This window comes from Actinocrinis sp., assembly GCF_035938995.1.
In the GTDB taxonomy this organism is placed as follows: Bacteria; Actinomycetota; Actinomycetes; order Streptomycetales; family Catenulisporaceae; genus DASZGI01.
On record NZ_DASZGI010000251.1, the window covers coordinates 1 to 16,220 of the forward strand.

At 69.3% G+C, this 16,220-nt stretch carries 12 protein-coding genes; 6 read left to right on the forward strand and 6 right to left on the reverse strand.

Features of this window, described 5'->3' with window-relative positions; translation table 11 throughout:
* Positions 1-683: MerR family transcriptional regulator (locus VGZ32_RS17500; protein WP_326887135.1), on the reverse strand; the 683-nt coding region annotated here is incomplete at its 3' end.
* 198 nt (positions 684-881) lie between these two features.
* Between VGZ32_RS17500 and VGZ32_RS17505 the strand changes: the two genes are divergently transcribed.
* Positions 882-2,444 carry a potassium/proton antiporter gene (locus tag VGZ32_RS17505; protein WP_326887136.1) on the forward strand — a complete coding sequence of 521 codons (1,563 nt, stop codon included), beginning with the start codon at positions 882-884 and terminating at the stop codon, positions 2,442-2,444.
* Here VGZ32_RS17505 and VGZ32_RS17510 read toward each other — a convergent pair.
* Positions 2,326-2,715: a hypothetical protein gene (locus tag VGZ32_RS17510; RefSeq protein ID WP_326887137.1), complete on the reverse strand. Its 390-nt coding sequence runs from the start codon at positions 2,713-2,715 to the stop codon at positions 2,326-2,328. The genes VGZ32_RS17505 and VGZ32_RS17510 overlap by 119 nt on opposite strands.
* A 332-nt stretch (positions 2,716-3,047) precedes the next feature.
* Between VGZ32_RS17510 and VGZ32_RS17515 the strand changes: the two genes are divergently transcribed.
* The 4 genes from VGZ32_RS17515 (at position 3,048) to VGZ32_RS17530 (ending at position 7,507) form a co-directional block, all read left to right on the forward strand.
* Positions 3,048-4,163, forward strand: a complete 1,116-nt coding sequence (locus VGZ32_RS17515; protein ID WP_326887138.1) for a hypothetical protein — start codon at positions 3,048-3,050, stop codon at positions 4,161-4,163.
* A 100-nt stretch (positions 4,164-4,263) separates the two neighbouring features.
* Positions 4,264-5,586 carry a hypothetical protein gene (locus tag VGZ32_RS17520; RefSeq protein ID WP_326887139.1) on the forward strand — a complete coding sequence of 441 codons (1,323 nt, stop codon included), beginning with the start codon at positions 4,264-4,266 and terminating at the stop codon, positions 5,584-5,586.
* On the forward strand, positions 5,571-6,629 hold the full coding sequence (locus VGZ32_RS17525; RefSeq protein WP_326887140.1) for an ABC transporter ATP-binding protein: 1,059 nt from the start codon (positions 5,571-5,573) through the stop codon (positions 6,627-6,629). The genes VGZ32_RS17520 and VGZ32_RS17525 overlap by 16 nt, the downstream gene beginning before the upstream one ends.
* The gene (locus tag VGZ32_RS17530; RefSeq protein WP_326887141.1) at positions 6,626-7,507 is read left to right on the forward strand and encodes an ABC transporter permease; all 882 of its coding nucleotides are present in this window, start codon (positions 6,626-6,628) and stop codon (positions 7,505-7,507) included. Before VGZ32_RS17525 ends, VGZ32_RS17530 begins: the two co-directional genes overlap by 4 nt.
* Here the strand turns inward: VGZ32_RS17530 and VGZ32_RS17535 are convergent.
* Positions 7,497-8,330 (reverse strand): hypothetical protein, encoded by an 834-nt coding sequence (locus VGZ32_RS17535; RefSeq protein ID WP_326887142.1) that lies wholly within the window; start codon positions 8,328-8,330, stop codon positions 7,497-7,499. The genes VGZ32_RS17530 and VGZ32_RS17535 overlap by 11 nt on opposite strands.
* Before the next feature lie 320 nt (positions 8,331-8,650).
* Between VGZ32_RS17535 and VGZ32_RS17540 the strand changes: the two genes are divergently transcribed.
* Positions 8,651-10,015 carry a ricin-type beta-trefoil lectin domain protein gene (locus VGZ32_RS17540; protein WP_326887143.1) on the forward strand — a complete coding sequence of 455 codons (1,365 nt, stop codon included), beginning with the start codon at positions 8,651-8,653 and terminating at the stop codon, positions 10,013-10,015.
* A gap of 397 nt (positions 10,016-10,412) precedes the next feature.
* Here VGZ32_RS17540 and VGZ32_RS17545 read toward each other — a convergent pair whose 3' ends face one another.
* From VGZ32_RS17545 to VGZ32_RS17555, 3 genes are all read right to left on the reverse strand, one after another.
* On the reverse strand, positions 10,413-12,605 hold the full coding sequence (locus VGZ32_RS17545; RefSeq protein WP_326887144.1) for a ricin-type beta-trefoil lectin domain protein: 2,193 nt from the start codon (positions 12,603-12,605) through the stop codon (positions 10,413-10,415).
* Positions 12,606-12,940: 335 nt separating this feature from the next.
* Positions 12,941-14,884 (reverse strand): glycosyl hydrolase family 18 protein, encoded by a 1,944-nt coding sequence (locus VGZ32_RS17550; protein ID WP_326887145.1) that lies wholly within the window; start codon positions 14,882-14,884, stop codon positions 12,941-12,943.
* 51 nt (positions 14,885-14,935) lie between these two features.
* A partial coding sequence (locus VGZ32_RS17555; RefSeq protein WP_326887146.1) for a carbohydrate-binding protein occupies positions 14,936-16,220 on the reverse strand: 1,285 nt, incomplete at its 5' end.

Below are 16,220 nucleotides of genomic sequence, written 5' to 3' on the forward strand. Positions count from 1 at the left end.
AGCTCGGCAATCCGCGCCGCACGCTCGGCGGGCAAGGTGAGACGTACGCCATCGCTGATCCGCGTCCTCGATGCGCCGACGAGCAGTGCCGTCCACTGCGCGGCGCGCTCATCGCGCTCGCCCAGGCTGGACAGTGAGCAGGCGACGGGCGCCGTCCGCCAGCGCTCAATCTCCGCCGTCCGCGCGGGCTGCTGATCGGACTGGTCGAGGCTGGGCGGGCAACCCGAGATCAACGCGGACCGGCGCGCCCCGACCCTGAGCTGCTCATCGGACTGATCGGCGCTGGGCGGGCAGCACTCAGCTCCGCAGCGCTCGGACCGGTCGGGCAACGCGTCGAGATGGTCGACCGCCCGATGGACGGCGGCCGTGAACGCGGCGAGTTCGGCGGCGCGGCGCTCCGCTTCGCTTATCCTCGCGACGAGGCGTTCCCGCATTTCGTCGCGCACGTCCGCGCAGGGGCCGGTTTCCCAGACTTCGAGCAGTTCGGCGATCTCCTCCAGCGAGAGACCCAGCCGCTTCGCCGCGCCGATGAATCCCAGCCGCTCGATCGCGTCCTCGCCGTAGATCCGGTAACCGGAGGCGGTCCGACCGGCCGGGAGAAGGCCCGCGCTCTCGTAGAAGCGCAGGGTGGTCGCGGGGACTCCGGCGCGCTCGGCCAGTTGGGAAATCCGATAACCGTCCACGTGTCGACGGTAAACCTTCAACCAGACTCGAACGTCAAGCGCGGGGCAAGGGGTCGGGGCGACGGTTATCGTCAAAACGTCGAAACACCGCACGATGGTGGCGTGGGTAGCGTGGCGGCGGCGTGCGTGAGCGACTGGCCCGGGAGGAGTCGGAATGGACGGCCGGGCAGCTGGGCGCGACGGCGTTCGGGACGGGCCGTGAGGCCCGCGAACCTCGACCTGATCCTGCTGGTCGGGGCGCTGGTCGTGATCGCGGCGATCGCGGCGGCCCGGGTCGCGCACGGTGTCGGGCTGCCGGGTCTGCTGGTCTTCCTCGGGCTCGGGCTCGTTTTGGGCGAGTCGGGGCTCGGGATCCGCTTCTCCGACCCTGGACTCGCCGAGGCGCTTGGGCTGAGCGCGCTCGTGCTGATCCTTGCGGAGGGCGGGCTCACTACCAACCTGTCGCACGCCCGTGCCGGGGCTCCTGCCGCCTTCCTGCTGGCGACGGTCGGGGTCGCGATCACTGCCGTGTTCGTCGCCGGGGCGGCGTACGGGATCTTCGGGCTCGGATGGCGGCAGGCGCTTCTGCTCGGCGCGGTACTCGCCCCGACCGACGCCGCCGCCGTGTTCTCCGTCCTGCGAAGACTCCCGCTGCCGCCTGCCCTTTCCGGCGTGCTGGAGGGCGAATCAGGCCTCAACGATCCGCCGTCCGTGCTGGCGGTCACGCTGCTGAGCGCGACCGGCGGGCATGCTCCCTCGGGCCTGGTGATCGTCGGGGAAGTGGTCTACCAGCTGGCTTTCGGCGCTGCGATCGGACTCGCGGTCGGGCTGCTCGGTGCCGCCGGGCTGCGGCGGGTGGCGCTGCCCGCCTCCGGCCTCTACCCGATTGCCGTGCTCGCTTTGATCGTCGCGGGTTACGGTGCCGCGGCGGCCGCGCACGCCAGCGGTTTCCTCGCCGTCTACGTATCCGCGCTGACGCTGGGAAACATCCGGCTTCCGCACCGCGCCGCCACCCGGGGATTCGCCGAGGGCATCGCCTGGCTCGCGCAGATCGGCCTGTTCGTCATGCTCGGGCTGCTGGTCTCGCCCTCCCGGCTGCCCGCGCAGATCTGGCCGGCCATCGTCGCGGGCCTGGTGCTGATCGTGCTGGCCCGGCCCGCCGCCGTGCTGGTCTGCACACTCCCCTTCCGCGTTCCCTGGCGGCAGCAGGCGTTCCTGTCCTACGCCGGGCTGCGCGGAGCGGTGCCGATCGTGCTGGCGACGATCCCGGTGAGCGCGCGGGTGCCGGGGGCATCCCGCCTGTTCGACCTCGTATTCCTCATCGTCGGCGTTTTCACCCTGGTGCAGGGCCCGACCCTGCCGTGGGCGGCGCGCCGGCTCGGCGTGTTCACCGTGCTCGAAACGCAGGAGATCGACGTCGAGGCCGCACCGCTCGAGGACCTGCACGCCGACCTTTTGCAGGCCCGAATCCCAAGCGACTCGCGCCTGCACGGGATTGAGCTGTTCGAGCTGCGGCTGCCGAAGGAGGCCAGTCTCGCGCTGATCGTGCGCGACGGGCGCGGCTTCGTGCCCGGACCGAACACCCGCCTCGAGATCGGCGACCGACTGCTGATCGTCGCTTCGGCCGCGGTGCGCGAGCAGGCCGAGCGGCGGCTGCGCGCGGTCAGTCGGGCCGGGAAGCTGGCCGGCTGGTTCGGCGAGGAAGGGAGCTCCCCCGCGCCGCCACTACGGCGAAGCCGAGGAGTGCCGTGGCGGTTGCCACGCCTTCGGCCACCACCGTGACGACCTTCTTTGTGAACCATATGGGCTCGTACATGTTCGGCAGCGGCCCGAGCGTGCCCACGTTGACGTAGCGGTAGAGCAGGATGGCCCCGAGCGCGCTGGCCGCGATGAGAAACACCACCGCCCACACCACCCGGCTCGCGGTGAGCAGGATCAGCAGCGCCGCCGCCGAGGCGACTCCCGCTTCGATCCGGAAAAGGTCGCCCTGGCTGATGCTCTGCCGAATCGGATCGTAGTTGGCGGCGAGATCCGCGTGAACGTAGGCGTCCACGGCGAGACCGGCCGCCGTCAGAAGTCGGAAGAGCCAGACAACGGCGGGCAGCGGCGCGCCCGATCGCGCCGTATCGGATCGCGCTGCGCCCGCCGTCGCTGTTCCCCTCATACCAAGGAAACGGATCGTTCGCGGGCCGCGGTTCAGCCGCCGCCGTACTGAACCGTAGTGGCTTTCAGATCCGTTTCCGTTGAGTCACACCCGTCTCGGGGGGGTTTCGCCGAGCCGGTGAGCACGCTTCACGCTGCGCGAATACATGTCCGGCACCGGCATCGCCCCACGTCAACCACCCCACGGCGGCGTCGGTCCGTTCCGTACGAATGGAGTGCGCCATGGTACGACGAACGCGTTACACCTCTTTTCTCGCCGCCGCGGGCTTCGCGGCGGCGCTGGCGGCGGCCACGGCGGCGCCGCCCGCCTTCGCTGCGGGCGCCGTCGTGGACAGCGGACCGCCCACGACCCTCGCCTCGACCGTCCCGGCCAACGGGGACGTGAACCCCTACGGCGTGGCCGTGGTGCCCGAATCTGCCGGAGCCCTGCACGCCGGGAACGTCCTGGTCAGCAACTTCAACGACTCCGCGAACCTCCAGGGCACCGGGACCACGATCATGCAGGTCTCCCCCGGCGGCTCGGTGAGCACGTTCGCCCAGATCGACGCGATGCACCTGCCGGGCGACTGTCCGGGCGGGGTGGGCCTGACCACCGCGCTGGTCGCGCTACGCTCAGGCTGGGTGATAGTCGGCTCGCTGCCCACCTCTGACGGCACCGCGGCCACCGCGAAGGCCGGCTGCCTGCTCGTGCTCGACGACCACGGCACCGTGCGGGAGACCATCGCAGGCCACGGAATCAACGGTCCGTGGGACATGACCGCCCTCGACCTCGGCTCGGTGGCCCAGCTGTTCGTGACCAACGTGCTGAACGGCACGGTGAACGCGGGCGGCGCGACCGTCGACCACGGCACCGTCCTGCGCCTCACCCTCACGATCTCCGGCGACGACGCGCCGCGCGTGGTCGACCGGGACGTCATCGGCTCCGGCTTCGGTGAGCACAGCGACCCTGCGGCTCTGGTCGTCGGCCCCACCGGCGTCGGACTCGCGCAGAACGGGACGCTCTACGTCGCCGACACCGTGGGCAACCGGATCGCCGCGATCCCGAACGCGCCGTGGCGCTCCGACAGCGCCGGCACCGGAACGACGGTGACGTCGGGCGGCTGGCTGAACTCGCCGCTCGGACTGGCCATCGGGCACGACGACTCGATCCTCACCGTGAACGCGGGCGACGGGAACCTGGTGGCCACCACTCCCGCGGGCATGCAGGTGCAGAAGGTTCAGCTCGACTCCTCCGGAAGCCCGGCCGGTGCCGGGGCGCTCTTCGGCCTGGCTCCCGTGGGCAGCGACAACGTCTACTTCGTGGACGACGCGACGAACACGCTCGCGCTGCTGCACTGACGCCTGCACGGAATCGAGCGGAATCGCGGATGCCTTACGCGGTGCTTACCGCCCCCGCTCCGGGACACCCCGGAGCGGGGACCCGGCCTATCGTGGACGGGTGAGCGTTGTCCGCCGCGACACATTCCGCAGATGGACTGCTGTCGGGGCCGGGATCGCCGCGCTGTGCGCGTTGCCGGGCGTCATCGGCGCGCTCCCGGTCTCGGCGGCTCCGGTCGCCCCGACGGCGCTAAAGGCGCGGATTCTGGCCGCGGCCGACCACCCGTATCAGGGCCTGGTCTCCAGCGCCGGGGCCCTGGACGTGCCCGCATTGCCGCAGCTCGGCGCTGTCAGCTCGCTGCTCGGCGGGGTCACCTCAATCCGCACCTGGTTCGCCGGGCCGGACGCGTGGCGCACGGACGTGGACGGGCTGACCGGCGAGCAGGACATGTATCAGACCCCTTTCGGGACCGACTCCTGGGACTTCGAGACCGGCCAGATCACCCAGGTCGTGGGCAATCCGTCCATCCGGCTTCCGCGCCCGCAGGACTTCGTGCCCGCGCAGCTCGGTCTGCGGCTGCTGCACACGGCTGGACCGTCCGACCGGCTCTCCGCGCTGGCGCCGCTCAAGGTGGCCGGGATCTCCGCGGCAGGGCTGGAGATCCGTCCGGCGTCGGCGGACAGCACGATCGGGCGGATCGATATCTGGGCCGATCCGGCGACGGGGGTGCCGCTGCAAGTTGCGGTGTACGCGCGCGGAGCGGCGAGGGCGGAGCTGACCACCCGGTTCCTCGACGTGCAGCTGACCGAGCCGGCGGCCTCTGACGTGACCTTCCTCCCTGCCCCGGGCCTGCCGGTCGCCACCGCGACCACGTCGGACATCACGTCGCTGCTCGACAATCGGGCCCTGGTTCCGCTGCCGACCTCGCTGGCCGGGCTGCCCGCGTCGGCCTCGCTGGCGGGCTACGGCGCGGCGGTGTCGGGCTACGGGTCCGGGTTCTCCACCTTCGCAGCGCTCTACCTCGGCGACCGACTGGGCGATTCCGCCATGTCCGCCGCCACGAGCGGTGGGGCGGCGCCGGTGACCTTCGGCAACGGGGGCGTCGGCGCTTCGGGCACGGGCCGGTTGATCCAGACGCCGCTGTTGTCCGTGGTGATTGCCAGAGGGCAGCGGTTCGATCAGGTCTTCCTGCTGGCCGGGTTCACCACGCCGGACGTGCTGGTGCGAGCCGCCGGCGATCTGCTCACCTACGAGCGGGACGCGTTCCCGGCGGCACTGTGCCGCGCCTTCGGCGGCTTCGGGCCTCCGCAGCCGGCGACCGGTGTGCAGGCGGCGCCGGCGCCCGGCGGCGTCTCGCCAGGCGGCGCCGCTCCCAGTACGGCTCCCAGCGGCGCTCTGCCCGGCCAGGCGCCGCTGATCGTTCGGAGGTGCCCGGCACAGTGATCACCACCCACCAGGTGACCAAGCGCTTCGGCGCGGTCGTGGCCGTGGACGGCGTCGACCTCGACGTACGCGAGGGCGATCGCTACGGACTGCTCGGGCCGAACGGCTCGGGCAAGACGACCCTGCTGCGGATGCTGCTGGCCCTGATCTTCGCCACAAGCGGCGAGATCGAGGTGGCGGGCGAGCCCATCCCGCGCCGGGCCGCCCGGGTGCTCCCGCGGATCGGCTCGCTCATCGAGGGCCCGGCGGCGTACGGATACCTGTCCGGGCGGGCGAATCTGGCGCTGCTCGACGCGGCCGGGCCGGGCGACGCGACCGGCGGGCGGCGCACCCGCAAGGCACGAATAGACGACGCCCTCGACTGCGTCGGGCTCGGCGGGATCGACCGCAGGCCGGTGCGCGCGTATTCGCTGGGGATGCGGCAGCGGCTCGGCCTCGCGGCCGCGCTGCTGCGCCGCCCGCAGCTGCTGATCCTGGACGAACCGACCAACGGCCTGGACCCGCGCGGCATCCGGGAGATCCGCGACCTGCTGATCGAGCTCAACAGCGACGGTGTCACGGTCCTGCTTTCCAGCCACCTGCTCGGCGAGATCGAGCAGCTCTGCACGCGCGTCGGCGTCCTGGACCGGGGGCGGCTGGTCATCCAGGACGAGCTAGACCGGCTCCGGGCGCCGACCGATCGGGTGCTGCTGCGTACTCCGGACGCCGAGCAGGCCGCCGCGTTGCTGGACGGCAAGGTGGACGTGCGCGAGGGCGACCGGCTCGTGGTGCGCGCGCCGGATGCGGCGGAACTCAACGCGAGGCTGGTCGGGGCAGGGCTGCGGGTCGAGGAGATGGTGCGGGAGCGCCGGTCGCTCGAGGAGTTGGTGATGAACGCGACCGGACCCAGCGCGGACCGGTTCGACGCGCCGGACGCGGGCAGGTCCGCGCCGCCGAATGGTTCCGCGGTGCCAGACGATGCCACGACGCCGGATGGTGAGACCGCGCCAGACGGTGCAGATGCAGCTACGCCGGACATCACGACCGCGCAGGACGCTTCATGATCCGCGTCGAACTGCTGCGCATCGCCCGGCGGCCGCGCACCTGGATGGTGCTGACCCTGCTGTGCGGCCTGCCCGTCCTGGTCGCGGTCTTCGTCGCGGTGACGAAGCTGGCCCCGCAGCCCGGTCAGGGTCCTGCGTTCCTGTCCGCGGTGCTCTCGGACGGCTCGCTCTACCCGGCGGCCGGACTGGCGATCGTCCTGCCGGTGTTCCTCCCCGTCTCCGTGGCCGTCCTGTCCGGCGACGCGGTGGCGGGTGAGGCGTCCACCGGCATGCTGCGATATCTGTTGACGCGCCCGGTCGCCCGTACCCGCCTTCTGCTCGCCAAGCTCATCGGCACCATGTCGTTCGTGCTCGTGGCGGTCATCCTGGTGGCGGTGACCTCGTACATCACCGGGGTGCTCGCGTTCGGCAGCGGCGGTTTGAGGCCCGTGTCGTCGTCCGCGTCGGCGGGCTCGATCGCGTCGCCGGTGACCGGCACGTCGATCGGCGGCACGATCTCCACGTCGCTGTCCGGCACTCCGCTGACGACGGCGCAGCTGGGCGAGCGGGTCGCATACGGCATCGGGTACATCACGGTGTCGATGCTGGGCGTCGCGGCGATCGCCCTTTTCCTGTCCACCGTCACCGATTCGGCGCTGGGCGCGGCGCTCGGCGCGCTCGCGGCGCTGGTCACCAGCGAGGTGCTGGCGACGCTGGACGCCGCATCGGCGATCCGCCCGTATCTGCCCACGAACTACTGGCTGGCCTGGATCGACCTGTTCCGCCAGCCGATCCTTTGGCACGACGTCCAGCGGGGATTAGCGATCCAAGCGGTCTACGCGGCCGTCTTCCTCGGGCTCGCGTGGGCGAACTTCGCCTCCAAGGACGTCACCGGCTGAGCGCGCGCAGCGCCGAGCAGTCAGCGGCGGTCGGCGTGACCGGCGGCGCGGTCCCGAGGTCCCGCAGCACCAGGCCGATCACCAGGTCGTCGGTCGGCAGGTCGCCGTGCGCGGACTGGTCGTCGGGACAGACCGACTGCAGGGGCACGTTGACCGCGCCGCCGAGCCGCGCCGAGTCGGGCGGGACGACCGTCTGGTCCGCCGTGGTCCACAGCGAGAGCCACGGCGGATGACCGGCACTCGGCACCGTGTCGCCCAGCCGAGTCAGCAGGCTGCTTCCGGGGATAAGCTGCTGGCACGCGGTGGGGCAGACGGCCGGACCCAGCGCCGCCCCGGCAGACGCGAGCGTGGTGCCCTGGAACGGCGAGCCGAAGGTGACCACCCGGCGCACCTTGCTCGCCCCCTGATACTGCTCGAGCCATTGCAGGGTGACGACTCCCCCGGCCGAGTAGCCGACGATGTCCACGGAGGACGCGCCGCGCAGCGCGGCGTTCACGTACCCGTTGAGCACGCCGGCCTGGACGGCGATGTCGCCGATCCCGCCGTCCGGGAGCGAGACGACGGTCGCCTGCCGCCCAGTCGCCCGGATCCGGTCGGCCAGCACGGTCAGCGAGCTGGTGTCTCCCCCGTATCCCGGAACGAGCAACACGGGGCCAGGCTGATCCTGCGCCGGGTATCCCGCCGTCGACGGCGGGTTGTCTGCGAGGTCTGCCACGACGGACGGCGCCACCGCGGCGCAGACGGCGGCAAGGATCGCGACCAGCGACAGCGCGACGAACAATCGGCGCCTCGGGCTGAGCGCGCCGAGCCCTGGAAAACGCACGGCCGCCACCTCCCTCCGCCTGGTCGCGCGGCACCGCTTATGCCCCCAGTGTCCCCGCCGGGCGGCGATTGCGGCGAGTTCGCCCGTCCCGGCGCCGGCTCGCGTCGAAGCGGTATAGACCACTCTCGTCAGATGTCTTGACCAGAGCCTAGTTTACGAGTTTAATCACGACGCATATTAAGTCCGGTGAGAAGTGCGGGCAGCGCGCCTCTCACCGTCACTGCCGCTCGGCGCAGCGGTCACGGCTCCGGATCGCCATGTCCGGCAGGCCGCTTACTTTTCCCTCGGCGGGCTTACGCCCCCCTTGAAAGGTTGCGCCGATGAAGGCTCGACGACGAAATATCGCACTTCTGGCGGCCACCGCGCCCCTGCTCGCCGGTGCGGGCGTGGCCGTCTTCAGCACGTCCGCGAGCGCCGCGGGACCGTCGTTCCCCGCGCACTACGCCGCGCCCTACCTCCAGGTCAGCACCGGCGATGTCGGCGACATGCAGGCCGACATGAGCACGACCGGCCTGAAGTACTACACCCTGGCCTTCCTCATCCCGCAGTCCGGCTGCACGCCGTACTGGGAGGCCGACGGCGGCGGTGTGACCACCTTCAACTCGGAGATCAGCCAACTGCAGTCGCAGGGCGGACAGGTCATCATCTCCTCCGGCGGCGCGTCCGGCGGTGAGCTGGCTCAGACCTGTACGAACGTCTCGTCGCTGACCTCCGCGTACGCCAACATCGTCAACAGCACCGGGGTCAACCGGCTCGACTTCGACATCGAAGGCGGCACGCTGAGCGACACGTCGTCCACCACCCGGCGCGACCAGGCGCTGGCCGCGCTGCAGCGGCAGAACCCGAACGTGCAGGTCGACTTCACCCTCGCCGTCGCGCCGAACGGCCTGCCGACCGGCAACGGCTCGGAGTACGCGCTGCTGCAGGACGCACAGGCTCAGGGCGTCAAGGTCAGCGTCGTCAACATCATGACGATGGACTTCGGCGGCGGGTCCAACGACCTCGCCGACGCCGAATCCGCCGCGCAGGACACCGCGGGCCAGCTGGCGGGCCTGTACGGGATCTCCACCTCCGCGGCGTACGGGATGATGGGCCTGACCCCGATCGCCGGCACCAACGACGACGGCACGGTCTTCTCGCAGAGCGACGCGCAGAGCCTGGAGAGCTTCGCGGCGTCCAACGGCGTCCAGGAGCTTTCGTTCTGGGAGGTCGACGGCTACGACAAGGGCGACGGATACGCCTACTCGAGCATCTTCAACCAGATCACCGGTGGCGGAAGCCCGCCGCCCCCGCCGCCTCCGCCCGGCTCCGGTCCGGTCAAGCTGGCCTACAACGGCCTGTGCCTGGATGACCGGTCGGCCTCGACCACGAACTTCAACCCGATCCAGGTCTACACCTGCAACGGCACCAACGCGCAGAACTGGACCCTGACCTCCAGCAACCAGCTCCAAACCCTCGGCAAGTGCCTCGACGTCAACGGCGCCGGCACCGCGAACGGCACGAAGGTCGACCTCTACGACTGCAACGGCACCGGCGCACAAACCTGGGTGCACCAATCCAACGGCTCATACCTCAACCCCAACTCCGGCAAGTGCCTCGACGACACCGGCTGGGGCGGCTCCGGCACCCAGGCCCAGATCTGGGCCTGCTCCGGCAACTCGAACCAGTCCTGGAGCCTGCCGTAACCGCAAAACCCGTATAGAGATGTGAGTGGAGCAAGTCGAGTAAGCGCAACAAGCGAGAAGGCCCGCGGCGGTGGCATCCAGCCCCCGCCGCGGGTCTTTTCGTGCCGCCGCGTGCGAATACCTTGCGGCTGTCGCATAGCGCTGCTTGAGACGTGTCGGGCGGCGGCGAGGCGACCGCGAGGAGTGCCTTATTTGCCGCTGTCGCGCGCTTCTCTCGCCCCGCCTTCGGGGCCGCAGCGGGCCGATATACGGACGTCTGTGAGCCTCTCAGCGGCGCGATGACGCAGCCTGCCTATAAGAGTCGTACCCATGACACGGACCCGGCCCCGCACGGCAGGTGCCGTGCGGGGCCGGGTGCTTATCCGACTTCGGATTCAGCTGTTCCGAAGGATCGGCATCACGGGTAGCTCGTCAGGTCGGCGACAGTGTTTCCACCGTTCACCGTTCCGCCGGTGCCGTTGATGATGTTCTGGATCGTGCCGGTGCCGCCGAGCGAGACGGTCACCATGTCGTGCCAGCTGGCGCCGGAGGCCGACGAGGTGATCGCGTTGTCGGCGACCACGCTCGGGTTGGAGCTGAAGTAGCAGTACACACCCAGTCCGTAGCCCTGGAAGTTGCTCGCCGAGCCGGCCACGTTGAACGACGCGAAGCCGCGGCTGCCGCCGTTCATCCACGCGCCCTGGTTCGGCACGTCGTACGGCATTTCGCTCTGGTAGAAGTAGTCCTTTCCACCGCTGCCGTTCCACTGCACCTGCGTCTGCTGGTAGTGCTCGACGGCCAGGCCGTACGTGGTGACGTTGGCGCCGTTGACCACCAGGCCGTTGGCGGCCGTGTTCGTGTTCCAGCCGACCGTTCCGCCGTTGCCGTGGTCTGCCCGCCACAGCCACAGGTCGTCGGTGATCACGTTGTTGCTGTTGATCTCCAGCGTCTCGGTCGAGCGGCCGACCGTGGCGCCGCCGATGCGGGCGAACACGTCGGACAGGACCGTCGGGTCGGACGCGTGGCTCGCGCTCGATCCGCGCGGGCCGACCTGCACGAGCACCGGCGAATTGGTCGTTCCGGCGTCGACGATGATGCCGCCGATGCGCACGCCGTTGACGTCCGCGACGCTGATCACCGGGGCGCCGTTGCTCGACACCAGAGTCGCCATACCCATGCCGAGCACGACGGTGTCGGGGTTGTTGACGTTGATCGTGCCGCCGAGGTTGTTGTAGATGCCCGGGGTGAAGATCAGGTCCTTGCCGGCGGACAGCTGCGCGTTGATGGTCGCGGCGCTGTCACCGGGGTGGGCCAGGTAGAAGTCGCTGATCGGCAGCGAGGTGCCGGCCGTGTTGCCGCCGGTGGACCAGCTGGTGCCCGACGCGTTGTTGCGGTTGCCGGGCACGAACACGTTGTAGTTGCCGGAAGAGTCGATGTACAGGTACGGCTTCTCCGAGATGGTCGGCGTGCTACCCACGGTGGTGTAGGTGGGGAAGCTCTGGCCGGGCACGCCGGTGGAGCCGACGAACACCATGTTCCAGTTCGAACCGGTCCAGCTGCCGAAGTTGTCGTTGCGCAGCATGTACTGCTGCTGGCTGCCGGAGTTGACCTGCCCGGTGACCTTCGTGTCGCCGATGAAGCCGCCGGAGGACCAGCCGTTGAGCGACAGCGCCAGCGAGCCGTTGACGTCCAGGCGGCGCAGCGGAGTGGCCTGAGAGGTGGCCCACACCGTGTTGCCGGAGGACGGGCTCGTGGTCAGGTTCTCCGCGTCCCGCCAGAAGTTGATGGTCGCGTTGCCGCCGTTCCAGTTGGCGTCCGCGTGCACGCCGCCGCCGGTGATATTCACCTGTGACGGGTTCTGGCCGAGCCCGAGCACCTGGGTGTAGAAGCCGACCGGCACGTCGAGGTTGTACGTGCCCGGCTTGAACAGCAGCGCGTAGCGGTTGGTGCCCATCTCACTGGTCTGCTGGCTGTTGAAGACCGAGTTGATCTCGTTCTGCATCGTCGAAGTCGACTGCGACGGATCGAAGATGATCACGTTCGAGCCGAAGTTCGGGGTGCCGCCCCCGCCGCCGGTGCCGCTCGGGCTCGGGCTCGGGCTGCCGCTCGGGTTCCCACCGCTGGGCGCCGGGACCTGCCACTGCTGGTTGCTGCTGTCGGCGCAGGCCCAGATCTGGACCTGGGTGCCGGAGCCGCCGAATCCGGTGTCGTCCAGGCACTTGCCGGAGTTGGGGTTGAGGAGTTCACCGTTGGACTGGGGTTGCCAGACCTGTGCACCAGTGCCGTTGCAGGTGTACAGCTGCACCTTCGTGCCGTTGGCGGTGCCGGCGCCGGTCACGTCCAGGCACTTACCGAGCGCTTGGACGGTGTTACTCGAGTTGTCCACGGTCCAGGACTGCGCGCCGGTGCCGTTGCAGGTGTAAACCTGGACCGGCGTGCCGTCGGCGTTGTTGGCCGCGCGCACGTCCAGGCACAGGCCCTGATATCCGGTGATCTGGCCGGTGGCCGTTGCGGCGACCGCGCTTGTGGCGAACTGGGCGACGCCGTACAGCAAGCCGCCGGTGACGAGGGGGGCCGCGGCCAGGACTATTTTGGTCCGAGTCAATCGCATGACTGATCTCTTCTGTTCGTGAGTGGGAGACCGCCGCGCCGAACGGAGTCATGACGGGCCGACCCTGGCCGGGCCGCTTCTGCGGCCGGCGTCCGTCGCCCGAGTTTGTTAATTTCGAATCGTGATTTAACTCGTAAATCTCTGCGGCGTCAAGCTCGTGGGGAAGTTGTTTAACAGGTGTGGCGCCCGAGGAAGGGGCACGTCAAAGCCGATGCGAGTGCGGCAACGAACGTCGTCACCGCACTCGCACCGGCCGGGTTGAGCGTCCTGTAGACCGCTCTTAACTATTCAGACTCGTACTTAATCGACCTCGTACCTCGTCAACAGCGTCTTGCTCAGCAGGGGCCGTCGTCGGTCCACACACCCTGGCCGTTGTTGCCCGGGATGTCGCCCTGCGTCCACCACTTCGCAGTCCACTGGTGACCGTTGTAGCTCACCACCGCACCACCGGTGTACACACTCGTCGACACCCACGCCGGAGCCGAGCACGAACCCGTGCCCCCGGTCGACGATGCGGACGGCGAAGGACCGCCGCCGCAAGAGCCGTCGTCAGTCCAGACGCCTTGACCGTTGTTGCCCGGGATATCGCCCTGCGTCCACCACTTCGCAGTCCACTGGTGACCGTTGTAGCTCACCACCGCACCACCCGTGTAAGCAGTCGTCGACACCCACGCCGGAGCCGAGCACGAACCGGTACCACCGGTCGACGATGCGGACGGCGACGTGGACGGGCTCGCGCTCGGCGAACCCTGCCCGCCGGTCGGCGAGGCGCTGGGCGAAGTGCTCGGCGGCGCAGCCGGGCAGCTGGCCGCGGAGCCGTTGACATCGTTGACCGTGTCGTTGAAGAGCGTCGACGCGGGGTCGAGGTCGTACAGCGAGAACATCATCGCGCCGGCCAGGCCGTTGCAGTGCAGGTAGTCCGCCCGGGCCTGGATCGACTGGGCCGACTCGCCGCCGTAGAAGTTGCTGCCGTCATAGAAGTAGGCCGACTGCGTCACCGGGTCCCAGTAGGTGTCCGCTGAGTTGGCGACGATGTTGGTGATCTCCTTGTACATCGCGATGCCCGGCACGTTGCCCGAGTCCGTCATTCCGGCCGATGGTCCGGTCGCGGTCCCGTACAAGCCGTGGTTCGAACCGGCCGATACCCCGGTCCAGCCTCGGTAATAGAACGGGACGCCGATGGTGAGCTTGTTCGCCGGGAACCCGCCTGGGATGCCGTATTGGGAATCACCGACGGTCCATGCCCTGACCGCGTTGTCGACGCTGTACGTCTCGTTTCCGGGCGCGATCTTCGACTCGGGCGAGTTCGGGTTCGCATACAGCGGATCCTGCTCGTCGGCCGGACCCGTCGCGTTCCAGGCGCCGTACATGTCGTACGTCATCGCGTCGCCGAAGGTCAGGTACTGGCCGATCTGGTTGGTCTGGATCTTGCTGATCTTGTCCTGACCGGACGGAAGCGCTGCCGACAGCGTGTAGTTCTTGCCGTTGGCCGCGCCGGCGGTGTTCAGCTCGTTGCGGAATTCCTGGAGCAGTGCCGTGTAGTTGGCGGTGTCCGCTGCGGAGACGTGGTTGCCCACGTGGCCCGGGGAACCCGGGTACTCCCAGTCGATGTCGAATCCGGAGAAGATGCCCTTGGCGGTCCCGGCGCCGCCGTAGCCGCCCTGGGACGGGATGTTGCCGTTGATGAACATGTCGATGCAGCTGGAGACGAACTTCTGCCGGGACGCCGCGGTGGCCGCCACGTCGGAGAAGTACTTCGAGTACGTCCAGCCGCCGAGGGAGACCTCGACCTTGAGGTTCGGGTACTTCTTCTCCAGCTCCTGAAGCTGGTGGAAGTTGCCGACGATCGGCATGCCGAACGCGTCGGCGGTGCCGTCGACCGAGGTCGTGGAGTCGAAGGACTTCTGGTAGTCGGCGAAGGAGTCACCGGCGCCGTCACCGGCGTTCGGGTCGCTCTCCCCGGCCGGATCCGGGTCGGTCGCCTTGGTGGTCTCGAAGCAGCTCAGGTTCGTCGGGTCGATGTTCTCGAAGTCGTAGATCAGGTAGTCGAGCTTGCCCGCGATGCCCTGCGAGTCGAGGTTCTTGAGGTAGAAGGCGTTCTGGTAGATCGACCACTGGTCGAAGTAGGCGATCTTCAGACCGCCCGAGGTCGCCGGGGCGCCCGTGGTGTTGGTCGGCGCGGCCGACGCGAGGCCGGTGCCCAGGACGGCGATGGCGGTGCCCATGATGACCGCCGCGGCCGTCCCGACCGCCATGAAGGCCTTTCGGGATCTGCGCATGGATGCTCTCCGAATGAGGGGAAAGAAAGTTTCGGGGAGGAGCAAGGGGCGCTAGCAGGCGCCGTCGTCAGTCCAGACGTTCTGGCCGTTATTGCCGGGGATGTCGCCCTGGGTCCACCACTTCGCAGTCCACTTGTGGCCGTTGTAGCTGACCACCGCACCACCGGTGTAAGCAGTCGTCGACACCCACGCCGGAGCCGAGCACGGACCCGTGCCACCAGTCGGCGACGCGGACGGCGAAGGACCGCCGCCACTACAGGCGCCGTTGTCGGTCCAGACGCCCTGCGAGTTGTTGCCGGGGGTGTCGCCCTGGGTCCACCACTTGGCGGTCCACTGGTGGCTGTTGTAGCTGACTACGGCGCCGCCGGTGTACGCGGTCGTCGATACCCACGCCGGAGCGGAGCACGAACCGGTGCCCCCGGTCGGCCCGGTGGATGGTGACGTGGAGGGGCTGGTGGATGGTGGGGTGGTGGGTGGGGTGGCGCCGGCGAACTGGGTGGTGTACTTCGTGAAGTCCCAGGCGCCCTGCGGGACGCTGCTGCACGAGCTGGAGGTCTGCCCGTTGTTGTCCGCGGTGGCGCACTGGCGGTCCCGGTTGACGTCCCAGAACGTGTACCGGCCCAGGTGGTTGGTCTCGGCGTAGCTGAGCACCGTCTGGAAGTCGGCCTGGGAGAAGTACTCGCCACTGTCCGAGCGGCCGTTCATCATCGACACGCCCTCGTGGGCGTAGGCGGTCGCGCTGTCCCAGCCCAGGTGGGTTTCCAACAGGCCGTGGAAAGCGTCGAGGGCCGCGGTCTGCGAGGCCGCGCCGTTGAAGCCGCCGTCGAACGGCATGATCGAGAAGCTGCTGGGGGTGAAGCCGAGCGACTTGGACTCATCCAGCAGCTGGGTGCCGAACCAGCCGGTGCCCGAGGTGGTGCCGGGCATCGTGACGGTGACGATCAGGCCGGGGTTGTTGCGCTGCAGGATCTGCGCCGCGCCCAGCTCGTTGGCGATCGCCGCACTGTTCTCGTACTCCGGCTCTTCCAGGTCGAAGTCCAGGGCGTGCAGCGCGTACTTGCTCACCACCTGCTGGTACGCGGCCGCGGTGGCCGTGGCCGTGCCGCAGTCCTGCCCGAGCTTGGTGCCGCCGTAGCCGCCGACCGAGGCCGAGACGTCGCCGCCCTTGCCGCGGATCGTGGTGATCAGGGCGGCCACCGAGGTGTCGGTGGATACGTTGTCGTTGCCGTTCCACGAGGGCGTACAGCCCCCGGAGTCCAGGATGAACGCGAGCTCGAACGCTTTTTGGCCGGTGGCGTCCATGACCGCGCCCACGTCCGGGGTGGCCGGGTCGTTG

Bases quoted from the DNA above. Each gene is read 5' to 3' on its own strand.
- VGZ32_RS17515 (WP_326887138.1), top strand. From the start codon at position 3,048: ATGGTACGACGAACGCGTTACACCTCTTTTCTCGCCGCCGCGGGCTTC.
- VGZ32_RS17530 (WP_326887141.1), top strand. From the start codon at position 6,626: ATGATCCGCGTCGAACTGCTGCGCATCGCCCGGCGGCCGCGCACCTGG.
- VGZ32_RS17540 (WP_326887143.1), top strand. From the start codon at position 8,651: ATGAAGGCTCGACGACGAAATATCGCACTTCTGGCGGCCACCGCGCCC.
- VGZ32_RS17545 (WP_326887144.1), bottom strand. From the start codon at position 12,605: ATGCGATTGACTCGGACCAAAATAGTCCTGGCCGCGGCCCCCCTCGTC.
- VGZ32_RS17550 (WP_326887145.1), bottom strand. From the start codon at position 14,884: ATGCGCAGATCCCGAAAGGCCTTCATGGCGGTCGGGACGGCCGCGGCG.